The sequence below is a fragment of the Flavobacterium eburneipallidum genome (assembly GCF_027111355.2).
Taxonomy (GTDB): domain Bacteria; phylum Bacteroidota; class Bacteroidia; order Flavobacteriales; family Flavobacteriaceae; genus Flavobacterium; species Flavobacterium eburneipallidum.
Window position 1 is genome coordinate 3305834 of the sequence record NZ_CP114291.2, and the last position, 14010, is coordinate 3319843.

The following is a 14010-nucleotide window of genomic DNA, read 5'->3' on the forward strand; positions in this document are numbered from 1 at the left end:
CATTAAATATAAAATACCTCATAATTATGCCTGAAGATAATATTAAACAAATTGATTTTGAAATAATTAGCAAAACAGCCATTTCGCAACCGCTGGTTTCACATATATACACTGCCGATCCATCTGCTCACGTATTCGATGGCAAAATTTACATTTATCCTTCGCATGATATTGATGCCGGAATTCCTTTTAACGACAATGGAGATCATTTTGGAATGGAAGATTATCATGTCCTTTCGATGACTGATGTCAATTCTGAAACCATTGACAATGGTGTGGCGTTACATGTAAAAGATGTGGCCTGGGCTGAACGTCAAATGTGGGCTCCAGATGCTGCACATAAAAACGGAAAATACTATTTATATTTCCCTGCCAAACGTGCCAATGGAATTTTTCAAATTGGGGTAGCCATAAGTGATTCTCCTGTTGGACCCTTTATTCCCGAACCTGAAGCCATCGAAGGAAGTTACTCCATTGATCCAGCCGTATTTGAAGATGAAGACGGTAAATACTATATGTATTTTGGAGGTATTTGGGGTGGTCAACTTCAAAAATATCGTAACAACCAATATACAGAAGAAAACGAAGAACCTTTAGCAAACGAACCCGCATTAGGACCTATTGTTGCTTTGCTTTCTGACGAAATGAAGCAATTTGCCGAAGAACCAAAAGAAATCAAAATTCTGGATGAAAATGGAAAAGTTTTGTTGGCTGGAGACAACAATCGAAGATTTTTCGAAGCTTCATGGGTGCATAAATACAAAGGAAAATACTACTTCTCTTATTCTACAGGTGACACCCATTTTATTTGTTATGCAACAGGAGACACTCCTTATGGCCCATTTACTTTTCAAGGAAAAATATTGAATCCTGTTATTGGCTGGACTTCGCATCATTCTATTTGTAAAGTGGATGAAAAATGGTATTTATTTTATCACGATTCGAGTCTTTCAAAGGGGGTCACGCATTTAAGATCAATAAAAGTAACTGAAATTACTTACAATGAAGATGGATCGATAGTGACCATAAACCCATACAGCATAATTTAACTGTTTAAAATGTTAAATTTAAACACAACCGATTGTATTTTTTATATATTTTTAGTATATTTATAGAGTTAATCATTTCAATGATTGCTTAATGGTAAAATTTAAAATATTGGTAATGAAAATTATTTGAATCATTTACATTCAAAAAATATTTACCAAAACAATTTTAAATTTAGTAGTTAGTTTTTTTACACCAGAAGATCGGGAGAGTGGTTACTCCCGATTTTTTTGGTCTTTTATTTAGCATAAATGATGCTAAATAAAAGCATCAAGACCTAGTTAAAAAGATTAAAAATAAAAGCAATAGAATTAAGTTGAACCCTATTTAATTGTAAAATTTACCCCAAAATAAGAGCAATTTGCACCTCATCAAATTTGGATTACATTTCCATTTTATCAACATTACAAACTAAAAATCCGATCCAAGTTTTACCCATAAAAAAAAGTGTATTGAAATTTGTTTCAATACACTTTTCTGTTACTACCATATTTTATAAATACTAAAAGAGTTTTTAACAACTATTTTTGACCACATTACCAACAAAAAAACATCCCAAAAAGTTAGACACTTTTTGAGATGTTTAGCATAATTAAGTTCTTTGCTTTTAAATAACTTAATAATAAACTTATTGCTTAATAAATTTTCTATTTACTTTTTGTTTCCCGTCAGTAGCATTTAGATAATAAATTCCCACAGGCAATGACTCTATTTTAATCTCATTTTTACCCGATTTCAAAGTTCCAGAATTCATCAAGCGGCCTTCTGCATTATAAATTTTATAATTAAAATTTGACACAGCCACATCTACAAAAATTTCTTCTTTAGCAGGATTTGGATATAGTTTAAAATCTGATTCTTTTAAATCATTTTCTACCGTACTTAAAGTTGTAAATTCTAATGGAAGTACATTCGCAGTATAGCCGCTTTTATCAGAAAGATAAACTTTAAAAGGAGACACAATTGGCTCACTTCCAGCTAAAACAGGATAAAACCCCGTAATACCATTTAGGGTTTTTAGCGTATAACTTCCTGCTGGAGCTTTAATACTTATATACACTGGATTGATTTGATTAACGGTCAAAGCTTTTGGAGTAGAGACAATTCCTGTTCCAGTGAAAAGGAAAGTTCCAGAACCATTTATTAGAACAGGTGTATTTGCTGGAATGGTAGTTTCAATTTTAGTACAAACTATCTTAGTTGAAGTAGATTGCATAGTATATGCTGTAATTCCTTGAGGAATACTTGCTTCAAAAGGAAGCACTAAAACATCATATCCTAAAATGGTTTTACTGAAAGATGCTGCAGTAGCCGAGAAACTGAAAGGAACGTTAAAATCACCTCCCAGATCACTAATATTTAAACTGTTACATACAGCTCCTGCAACGACATTGGTTGTTGAATTGTTTGAACTTACATAAAAAAGACTATTTTTATTTGTTGACTTGGCATACCAATTTTGCGATGACGTAATACCACTTGTGTTTCTAAAATCGAGTGAGGTATAGTTGTTGCTTTCGAGTGCATCCATTAGGGCACTGTCATCATCTGAATATGTTCCTCCAAATTCGACCGCTTTTTCGTTACCAATAGTAAAATATACATCGCCCAAGTTTAAGGTAAGTACTGAACTGTAATTAGAATTACGCAGCCCTACAATTCCTGTACAACCATCTGTAAGTACCGCTTTAGAAATATCAAACGTCATATCAAATTCACCACTTGTTGGAAAAGTTATTTTTCCGTAGTTTTTAGACTTCACTTCACCATTATTGTTTATATAATATAGGGTTGTATTGTCAGTGTTTCCTTGATTTGCTGTTGTAAAACTATTAACGTGCATTATGAATTTATTATATCGATCATCCAGCTTCAAATATCCGTTGGAAATAGTTGTATTAGTGCTTATTAAAGGTGATCCGTTAGAGAAAGTTACGGTCTTATTGCTCATTTGATAAGTGGTTCCAAATGCTAAATTGGTAGTCGTCTGACTTTCGATTTTGTTATAATACACATTCTTTCCTGTCATTTGCGACACAACTCTCTCGCGGCTTTTATTGAATATTATAGTAGTAAAACTAGACGCATCTACAGTCACTATAGGGCGAAAAGTTTCTGAACTAAAAGTCAAAGGAGTTTCTCCCATATCAATACTTTGGTTGGTAAGTATTTTTCTAGCGGTTGTTGCATAAAAAGGTAAATCTACCGTTAGATTGTAGGTGGATTGCGATGGATTAATGATGGTGAGGATAACTTTGTCTCCAGCATCATTGATATAAGAAGACCCTTTAAGTTGAGAACTAACATCATTCCAAGTGGCTTTAATGCGAGTAGTCCCTGTGGTATGTTTAGCATAATGCGAAAGAATATGTCCTCTTTTAGTAATTACTCCAGCAGGTATTCCGTTTGTTCCATCTCCCATTAGCGCATAATAGCGTTTGGTTGCATAGTGTATCCAAGCATTTACGTTTCCTAACATCGCATCATTCACACTGTTTGCAAAACTAAAAGCATCGATACCCCAATTAAAATCACGTGGAGCTATTGCTGAATTAGAATTCCAATTAATAAGATATTCTGTCATCCAGATTTCTTTATTGTAATTCTGAAATTCTTTGTATTTAGATTGAATGCCTCCATATTGATGAACTCCATAGACTTCAAAGTTTTGCATCACATTTGTGTCTAAAAAAGCATTGGCATAACTATCCGAATAGCCAACGCTTTCTGGAGCAATAACTTTACAATTAATGATATGTCCATAATTTTTTACAAAAGTAGCCAATTCCTGAGGTGTCCAGATACAACCCGAATAGGTTGATTTTTCATCAGGCTCATTTTGAATAGAGATATAATCCAATTCCACTCCATTATCACGAAGATAAGTTACAAAGCGATTCAGATACAGTGCATAATCTTGATAGTATTCTACTTTTAGATGTCCAATTTGTTCAACTCCATTTGCATCTGTATAAACAGCAGCGTCATTATTATTAGTTTTCCATTCTGCTGGCATTGACCATGGACTGGCAAAAATGGTCAATCCTAATTCGTTCTTGGCTAATTGTGCTGTTGCAAGTGCGGAAGGCCAGTTACTTTCTCCTGATATAAACAAACGCATAATATTGTAGCCAGCTTCGCTATTGGTTCCCCACATTTTTCTAATTTCATCAGGCGTCATGTGATTATATCCAAACTGTGGACTACATACAAAACCTCCGAAACCGGTAACTTTCTGATAGGTTTGACTTTTGTCAATTTGCACTTTGGCGTTTTGTGCATTTACTTGCAGCGAAAACATTAATACAACTAGCATGGCTAGGTTCAATTGTAATTTTTTCTTCATTCTGATTTTGGATTTAAAATAGTATTAAAATTTAGTTGATTTCGAAATTTAATAATGCGCTTGGCAATACATTTCAAATATAAACAAAAAATGCATCTACACAACCGATTGTTTTAATATTTTTTTACGAATAACAAAATAAATATGCTTTATAATTATATTATAATACAATTAAAAGCCAAATACTAACAAATAGATGACTGTGTGATTTCAGATTTAGCTCGGTTTTTAATTTAATAACCAGTTGGAATTACTAAAAAAAATACCCCAAAAGTGTATGCTTTTGGGGTATTTGGTATGTGACTTTGAATTCTTTAATTTTTCATTTCACTTTCTGGAGCGCCTAGATAACTTGGTTTTAATCCTCCGGTATTGATTAAAATCCTTTGTAAAACAATTCCTGGTTCTAAAACACGAATACGAAGTTTATGCATTCCTTGTTTCGAAATAGTATGTTTTGTTGAAGAACGTATTATGTGTTCAGCCTGCCATTTTCCTAATTCTCCACGATAATGTCCATTGAAATTGACAGTTTGTGGTTTTTCTCCATCAAATGAAATCTCATATCGTAGTCCTTTATTACTATTGAAATTAAGTGTTGGCGCCAACAAGAGTTGCACATCAAATTCCGCTGTGGAATCAAAGTGAATATCATATTCAACAAAGATATTTTCATCTGCTTTCGGATACCCATTTTGAGGAAAAGTAGTTATTCCAGATTTTGTCTTTCCGAAATCAGGAATCACTTCCCAATGAATTCTTTTGGAATTATTAGAAGTCGAAAAATGTTCTGCTTCAATTGCAACATAACCATTACTTTCTTTAAATATCTTGCTGGTATTCATTTCTTTTTCAGAAACATAAGTAACTTCTGGTAACACATTTTTGCGCAAATCGTTCCAAGCTTTATATCCAATCCTCATTTGATCCATTATGTGAGTCCATTTTCCTCCGGCAATTTTATTGTTATACTTATCCTGAAGAATCGAATCTCGTGCAAAAAAAGTTTTCACTTGGTTAGCATAATCATTAGCCAAAATATTTTTCTCAGCAGCAAGTTTTCTGTTTTTTGCCTGTGCAAAATACATTTCATACAGATTACTACAAGCGTCAATCGGATAAAGCACTAATTGAAAATAGGCGTCTTTATACTGATTTGGAATTTCATCATTAATACGATACGCATCAAGTGCCAAATTTTTATAGTCTTTAACAACCGCTTCAAATTCATAATAATTTTCTAGACTATAGGTTTTACTGTCTAGCGTTTCTGGAGTAACTCGGCGATTGTATTTTGGATAAGTGTTTAATAGTTTGGCAATTTCTTTGGCGTGTTGCTTTCCGAATTGTTGAGCTGCCCAATTTTGAGTATATTCAAAAAGATTCTGCGAATTGAATTCTTTAGGATTCCAAGCCATATCTAAAAAGAAACTAATCGGAAATTCCATAGGTTTGAGATCGCCAACATTTACAATCCAAATTTTATCTACACCGTGCTCATAACTTAGGTTCATTTGTTCCCAAACCCTTTGAATTGGACTGATGTTAATCCATTTAGAGTTTCTTGGTGCTCCAACATAATCAAAGTGATAATACATTCCGTAACCACCTTTATGTAAAGGTTTGGTTGGATCTGGAAGCTTGCGCACATTTCCCCAATTGTCATCACAAAACAGTAATGTTACATCATCTGGAACACGCATTCCCTTATCATAATAATCCTGAACCTCTTTGTATAAAGCCCAAAGCTGTGGTGTTTTCTCCGCTTTTTGACCCGTTACTTTTTCAATAATCTGACGTTGATTTTTTACAATATTTTCGAGTAAAGCCGTATTTGTTCCTTCGCTCATTGCTTCATCTCCGTCACCTCGCATTCCAATGGTAACTAATTTCTCCCAATTTTTACTGCGCTCGATTCCTGTTTTCCAAAATTCATCCAAAACCGTTTTGTTCTTTGAATAATCCCAAACATTTGGCAGGTTATTTTTTTTGATATATCTACGCCAATCCTGCTGTGCCAATGCCATTGGCTCGTGATGAGAGGTTCCCATCACAATTCCCATTTCGTTTGCCAAAGGTCCGCTGGCGACATCATCATCATAAAAAGCATTGCCCCACATTGCAGGCCACATATAATTGGCTTTGGAGCGAAGTAATAATTCAAAAACTTTTTCGTAAAACTGACTATTGAAACCTCCAAAAGTAGCTTTAGACCAACCACTTAAGGCTGGAGCCTCGTCATTTAGGAAAATCCCTCTGTATTTCACGGCAGGTTCACCATCGGTATAAATCCCTTTTTTGAAATAAATATTTTCTTTTTGTTTAACAGGAACATCTGCCCAATAATGCCAAGGTGAAACTCCAATTTGCTTGGACAATTCATAAATTCCATAAATCGTTCCGCGTTTGTCGCTTCCAGCAATTACAAGGGCATCTTCCACTCCTTTAAATGGATTTTTAATATTCAGAATGATAAATTTTTCGTTTTTACCTTTGAGTTGATTGCCATCAATTTTCTTTTGTTTGATTAAATCATCAATTATAGAATTGGTGCCAATTGTTCCAATTATAATTAGTGGCGAATTTTGATTTGGATTTTGATTAAAAATAGTGGGGTTATCTCCTGTTACTTTTTCAAAATCAGTTTGCAAATTATTTACTGCGCGCAGGATTCCTTTGTCCACTCCATCGTTCAAGAACAAAGAAAGACGTAATGATTTCTCTTTAATAATCACTACATCTGAACTTTTTTCAGTTGTAACAAAAGGCTCCGCAGCCTTTGTCGAACTAAAAATACAGATTGTGACTAATGTCAAAATATATTTTGAAAATTTTTTCATTGTGTTTTTTTTACTCTTTCAAACCTCTCTTGAAAATTAAGATCTGAAGTTAATACTCTTTTACTTAAATAATAATGGAGCAAACATAAACAAATCGTGTCTCCAAACTGGCCAACTGTGCCCTCCTGAATATTCGCTATATTTATATTTAATACCCATTTGGTCAAATTTGCCCATCATTATTTTACAATTTTCAAAGGCAATATCTTCCTTACCTCCCATTGAAATCCAAAATTCTTTAATATTTGAATTGATTGTCGCTACATTATTTTTCATAAACTCATACTGAGGGTCTGACAAAGTGGGGTTATTTGCCCACCAACCAGAACTAAACACTCCTAGGCTAGAAAACATATCCGAATTTTTAACTCCTGCATACAGCGTTTGCATTCCACCCATTGACAAACCAGCCAATGCTCTATTTTTAGCATCGGTTGCTACTTTAAAATTACTTTCCACAAATGGAATCGCTCCCATTTTTAATTCTCTTTCGAAGGCTTTAAGTGCATTTTCGTTGAAACCCGCAATTCCTCCTGTATTTCCCATATTGCCATCAATCATTGCTATAACCATTGGCTTCGCTTTATTTTCGGCTATTAAATTGTCTAAAATTAAATTGGTTTTCCCTTGAGTAGCCCAACCTCTGTGATCTTCTCCTCCACCATGTAACAAGTACAGAACTGGATATTTTTCGTTTGAATTATCATATCCAGGTGGTGTATAAACATACATTTCACGCCAAGAATTAGTTGCTTTTGAAAAATATTTTTTAATTCTAATGTCACCGTGAGGAACATTATTTAAAGCATAAAAAGCACCTTCTTTATTTGGAATTTCTATGCCACTTGCCATGCGTCCCATACCGTAGAACGTTTCGCTTGCAGGATCCGCTACTGCTACTCCATCGATAAGAAGAGAATAATAATTAAATCCTTTATTTATTACATTAGTGGTTACATTCCAAGTTCCATCCTCGTCTTTTGTCATATCGTTTTTTCCGCCTAAATCGATTTGAACCTTTTTAGCATCTGGCGCTTTAATTTTAAAAACTACTCGATTGTCTGGTAAAATTTGAGGATATTTAGCATTTCGAATATTCGTTTCTGCTGGCTCACCTAAAATGGTATATTTTGTAAAACTTGATGTTTCTACAGGCTTAAACAAAAACTGGGAGAACATATACAAACCATTTTTCCATACTTTAAAATCATGTCCGCCTGGTTCTAAATAATAGACATGAGGAACATCATTTTTATACAAATAATCATGAGTACGTTTACTATTATAAATAAGTCCGTCATTATCTCCACATGAAATCCAAAGTAGTTTCAATTTCTTTTTGGCTTCTTCTGGATTTGGAACTAATTCTTGGGGCTGCTTTGTATTAGGTGCGGATGAAAAACCTCCTACCCAAGCAAATTTATCCAAATTTCCCAATCCAAAATTTAAAGATTGTCCTCCTCCCATTGATAAACCTGCAATGGCGCGGTGTTCTCTGTCTTTAAGTGTTGGGTATTTTTTTTCGATAAAAGGAATCAAATCGTTTAATAAATCTTTTTCAAACGTGGCAAAACCTTGTACTTTTTCGGCAGACATTGTATTTCCCGAGGCACTATCATCTTTTGCGGCTCTACCATTTGGCATCACCACAATCATCGGTTCTACCTTTCCTTCGGCATACAAATTATCTAATATTACTTGTGGTTTTCCTCCATTCAACCATTCTTTTTCATCACCACCTATTCCATGCAATAGATATAAAACGGGGTATTTTTTATTTTTGTTGAAACCGGGCGGCGTATAGACAGTCAGTTTTCTAATAGTACCCACTGTTTTAGAACTATATTCTAAACTCTCAATTTTCCCATTTGGAATTCCTGCTCGAACTTGATCAAAACCCTTTGGCCCTTCTTTTTCTATTTTTTGAGCCAATAGACTACTGGTCATAAAAACCAGAGCAATGATTGATACTAATTTTTTCTTCATTTTAATATATTTATTTTATAATTAGTTAATAGAATCTGGTTCTTATTTGAATAACAAACTTGCATATTGATGTAAAGATCTTCTCCAAGTCAACCATTCATGAGCTGTTCCCGGAGATTCATAAAACACATATTTAATACCTTGTTTGTCCAACATTGTTTTAAAAGCTCCTACCGAATCAGGAAAAGGGTTTTGTTCTTTGGTTCCCAATCCAAGCCATAAAACTTTTAGCTGTTTATTTACTGCTTTTCCATCATTAAACTTTCCGTCCAAGAATGTGGCTGGATTAATTTCATCCGAACTTGGATAATTGGAGGTTCCGCTAAACCCTCCATAATAAGCAAACTTGTCTAGATGATTCATCGCAATTCTCATCGTTTGATTTGCTCCCATAGAAAGTCCTGCGATGGCTCTATGTTCTCGATCTGAAATAGTTCTAAACTTGGCATCAATCATCGGAATAATTTCAGTCATCATTACTTCTTCAAACACGGATACAGGACGAACTACTTTATCACCAGAAATACTTTTTTGATTTTCATAAGCATATCCATTATCCATAACAACTATCATTGGTAATGCATTTTTGCTGGCAATTAAATTGTCCAAAATTAAATTCGCTTTACCCTGACTGCTCCAACCTGTTTCATCCTCAAAACTTCCGTGTTGCAAGTAAAGGACAGGAAAACGAGTTTTAGCATCCGCAGTATATTGAGCTGGTGTGTAAACAAAACACCTTCTCCAAGCATTCGTCAATTTCGAAAAATAGATGTTTTCACTAACTAGACCGTGAGGAACATCTTTTATGGCATAAAAGTCTTTATCTGATGCTGGAATTTCGATTCCACTTCCTAACCGACCCGCTCCATAAAAGTATAAAGTTCCCGGATCGGGTACTAAAGCGCCATCAATATCGAGTTGATAATAATGAAATCCTTCGTCTTGTGGAGCGGATTCGCCTGTCCAAACTCCAGCAGCATTTTTTACCATATCATATTTAACGCCTCCAATATCGAGTTTAACTTTATTGGCATTAGGAGCTGCAATGCTAGCACGAACTCGACCTTGTGAATTGACCTGAGGAAATTGTCGCTCGGGTTGGTTTACCGATGAGGGTTTAAAGTCTTCGATAACTGCTGATTGAGCGAAACTTATTCCCGTATTCGTTAACAAAATCATTACGAGAGTAATAAATTTATAATTCATAATGTTAGTATTTATTTTTTCATACTAATGGATGAAATTCATCAGATTGGTACTATTCTTTCTGCTTGTTTCACACAATGAGTTGGTTAAAAGCTTAACTAAAATCTACTCTTTAAATAAAAGCGGTGCCAACTCTTTTAAACTACGACGCCAAGTTTGAAATTCGTGACCTGTTCCTTCTGAAACATAAGAAACAGCATTAAAACCTGCATTTTTGAGAGTTACAACTGCATTTTTAACTCCATCAGGTCTTTCTTTACTTCCACAACTCAAGAAGATTAGTTTTACTTTAGATTTATCTTTAATATCTTCAGAACTGTAAGTTCCGCCGCTAAGTAGCGCATATTGAGAGAAAACATCTGTTTTGTTTAACGTGACCATTTTTGTTTCCATACCTCCCATTGAAAGTCCTCCCATAGCACGATGCGATTGTTTGGCTATTGTTTGGAAGTTAGCGTCTATATAAGGAATCAATTCGTCGACTAAAACGGTTTGAAAAGCTGTAACATCAAAATTTCTTAATCCCCCAAACTTAATTTCGTTTGTCATTCCATAAGTCATAACAATAATAAAGGGTTTAATTTTTCCTTCGGCTATAAGATTGTCCATAATCAAATTAGCGTGTCCTTGATTGCTCCATGCGGTTTCATCTTCGCCCCAACCGTGTTGCAAATACAGCACTGGATAGCGTTTTGATTGCTCTTTGCCATATCCAGGCGGAGTATAAACAAAGGCACGACGGGAAGTATTAGTGCTTTTTGAAGGAAAAAGTATTTGTTGCACATTTCCATGAGGCACTGCTTTTAGGGCATAGAAATCTTGATCATGAGCCGGAATTTCGATACCGCTTTCCCAACGAGTAGAACCATAAAAATTTAATGCTCCAGGATCGTTAAATGTCCCTCCATCTATATTGATGTGATAATAATGAAACCCTTCATCCATTGGGCCTCCTGTAGTTCCTGTCCAAGCGCCATCAGCAGATTTCGTTAATTTTGTTCCTCCTTTGCCTCCTAATCCAAGGCTTACTCTAACGCTATCAGCAGTGGGTGCTTCAATACGAAAACGCGCATATCCTTGAGAATTTACTTTCGGAAACTCTTTTCCGGGTTGATTTACTGTAGAAGGTTTAAAATCTTCAATAATTTTTGAATCTGTTTGTGCCATCGTTAACGAACTAATTAAAGTCATTGTTAACACTAAAAAAATATAATTCTGTTTCATTATTTTTTGGTTTTTTGTTGATTAATAGTACTTCTGATTTTCTTCTCTTTTATATTTATGCCTTTTATTGTTAAAAAATCTAATTGGCTTTTGAAGTGATAATTTGATAATTCCCGCTTAAATGCATCAAACTAAAAAGATACATCAAACCGTCATAGTAAGGGTCGAAATACCCATCCTCATAAGGTTCTAGTTTAGCATTCCAAACAGCGTGTACAAAATCTAAACTCCCTTTTTCATCATTTATTAATGCTGTTGTTGCGGCTGTAGAAACTAATCCAATCGAATGTCTTAATTTTTTTACTGGACCTGCTTGCAAAATAAATTCTGGCGTTGAACCATCAAGATTGAATTGATCTTCATAAGTATCCATTCCTTTTGATCTTAAAAAATTTTGAAACCGTACAGCATATTCTTTCTGCCATTTTTTATCCTTGCCAAACCAAGCATAATCCATAGCAATGTTCATAGGAACTCGCCAAGAATCATAACGGAATCCTGCTGGCATCCAACGTGTAGGATGCGGTTCTCCATTGAATTCGGTATAGTCGGAATTAAGAGCTGTTACAGGATGCGTTGCCCTATGAAAAAACACTCTTGAAGTATCTGCACACGCTTTATAAAATTCTTGATGTCCATCTTTTGCATATTCAGACCAAACTTCATAAAAAGCAGGTAAATGGTAGGATGGATCTGTCCAATTATAACTATTTCCTTCAGGAACAAAAGTTATTTGTTTGTGTTCCGTATTAATAAGATTATAGATATTGTCCGTCCCATCTTTTTTCCACATCGCATCTAATATTCTTCTGGCTTCTTTGTAATAATCTATTCCTGTGTCATTTCCCCATTTATTAGCAGCAAACAAAAGACTAGTTATATAATACAATTCCCCATCAGATGCTGATCCAGGCGAGTTTTGTTTCATAGTGACTGGATTTAAACTCCAAGCAAAATAGCCTTCTCGTGAACCGCTTTGATGTTGTAGATACGCTTTAGAAAATCTCCAAATTTTATCAAAAACCTCTTTTTTATTTAACTGAACTGCTACCATCATTCCATAAGACATTCCTTCGGTTCTTGCGTCCTTGTTTTTTACATCAGAAACATAAGCCATCGTATCATTCACAGTAAAATAAACTCGATTAGGGCCTTCGAAAACATCATAATAAGCTTTTGAAAGTTTCTTATCGATATCAGCCTTTTTGTAACCTGCTTCTTTAAAAACATTTCTATACTTTATAGACTCAAAAGAACCTTTTGATTTTTTCTTTTCTTGAGCAAAAACAATGGTCGAAGAGAAAAAAACAATCAATAAAGACAGACCTATTTTAGAAACATATAAATGCAAATATTTTTGGTTTTTCATATTTTGTAATGGTTAAATTTTATTTGAATAACAAATCATTTTTTTAGCCAAGCATTACTTTCAAGCCAATCTAACAATGGATTCATCCAATTAGGGTGCTTAAAAATAAATCCGTGTCCTCCTTTTGGATAAATGTGCATTTCGGCATCCACTTTATTATGCCTTAATTTTTCAAAATATTGAATGCTATTATCAACATCAACTGTGGTATCATCAGCAGTATGGGTTAGATAAGTAATTGGCGTATTCGCTTTTACTTGAAGTTCATTAGAAAACAAATCAACCTCTTCATTTGTTGGATTTTTTCCTAATAAATTATCTCTTGAACCTGTATGAGTCAAAGCTGTTGTCATACTAATAACTGGATACACTAAAATCTGGAAATCAGGACGCAGACTGGTATTTTCTTTATTTTCTATATAGGATTTCTCAAAATGAGTCGCTGCTGTCGAAGCTAAATGTCCACCTGCCGAAAAACCCATAATGCCAATTTTATTTTTGTCCAATCCCCATTTTTGAGCATTGTCCCTAACTAATTTAATGGCCTGTTGCGCATCTTGTAATGGTCCTATTTTTTTGTCAACCATTATGGCTTCATTGGGCAATCTGTATTTAAGTACAAAGGCTGCAATACCTTTTTCTGCCAATGCTTTGGCCGTACTTACTCCTTCGCCATTATAAACCACTACCGAATAGCCGCCACCCGGAACAATGATTACGGCTACTCCCGAAGCATTTTCGGCATTGGGTTTAAAATATTCAAGTGTTGGGATGGTTACATCTTTATACATTCCTGCACCCGACTCTTTTAGGGTTGATGGTTTTGAGTTAGGAATTTTAGAAGGGTATAAAGTGATTATCTCTTGTGCATTAATAACCACAGAAAAGAATAGAAAATGCAATACTAAAAATAGCTTTCCTTGTGTATTATCCCGAAAACCTTTATTTGCTCTTTTCATTAAATAAAATTCATTTGGTTGGTTATAAATAGT

The 14010-nt window shown here is 34.5% G+C and carries 8 protein-coding genes; 1 reads left to right on the plus strand and 7 read right to left on the minus strand.

Translation table 11 applies throughout. The features are described 5' to 3' along the window. Positions 1 to 26 precede the first annotated feature (26 nt). Entirely contained in the window at positions 27 to 1049 is a 1023-nt protein-coding gene (locus tag OZP15_RS14015; protein WP_281336432.1) for a glycoside hydrolase family 43 protein, read from the plus strand. 626 nt (positions 1050 to 1675) lie between these two features. On the opposite strand, the gene OZP15_RS14020 is transcribed toward OZP15_RS14015, so the two are convergent. From OZP15_RS14020 to OZP15_RS14050, 7 genes are all read right to left on the minus strand, one after another. Further along, on the minus strand, positions 1676 to 4393 hold the full coding sequence (locus OZP15_RS14020) for a T9SS type A sorting domain-containing protein (protein ID WP_281336433.1): 2718 nt from the start codon (positions 4391 to 4393) through the stop codon (positions 1676 to 1678). A gap of 314 nt (positions 4394 to 4707) precedes the next feature. Beyond that, positions 4708 to 7233 (minus strand): glycosyl hydrolase 115 family protein, encoded by a 2526-nt coding sequence (locus OZP15_RS14025; RefSeq protein WP_281336434.1) that lies wholly within the window; start codon positions 7231 to 7233, stop codon positions 4708 to 4710. 60 nt (positions 7234 to 7293) lie between these two features. Then, the gene (locus tag OZP15_RS14030; RefSeq protein WP_281336435.1) at positions 7294 to 9219 is read right to left on the minus strand and encodes an alpha/beta hydrolase-fold protein; all 1926 of its coding nucleotides are present in this window, start codon (positions 9217 to 9219) and stop codon (positions 7294 to 7296) included. Positions 9220 to 9261: 42 nt separating this feature from the next. Beyond that, the gene (locus OZP15_RS14035) at positions 9262 to 10425 is read right to left on the minus strand and encodes an alpha/beta hydrolase-fold protein (protein ID WP_269226072.1); all 1164 of its coding nucleotides are present in this window, start codon (positions 10423 to 10425) and stop codon (positions 9262 to 9264) included. Positions 10426 to 10530: 105 nt separating this feature from the next. Then, complete coding sequence (locus OZP15_RS14040) at positions 10531 to 11649, minus strand: alpha/beta hydrolase (protein ID WP_281336436.1); 1119 nt, start codon at positions 11647 to 11649, stop codon at positions 10531 to 10533. A 79-nt stretch (positions 11650 to 11728) separates the two neighbouring features. Further along, on the minus strand, positions 11729 to 13018 hold the full coding sequence (locus OZP15_RS14045; RefSeq protein ID WP_281336437.1) for a family 8 glycosyl hydrolase: 1290 nt from the start codon (positions 13016 to 13018) through the stop codon (positions 11729 to 11731). Positions 13019 to 13053: 35 nt separating this feature from the next. Next, positions 13054 to 13977, minus strand: coding sequence for an alpha/beta hydrolase (locus OZP15_RS14050; RefSeq protein ID WP_269226075.1), 924 nt, complete (start codon positions 13975 to 13977; stop codon positions 13054 to 13056). Positions 13978 to 14010: the final 33 nt, after the last annotated feature.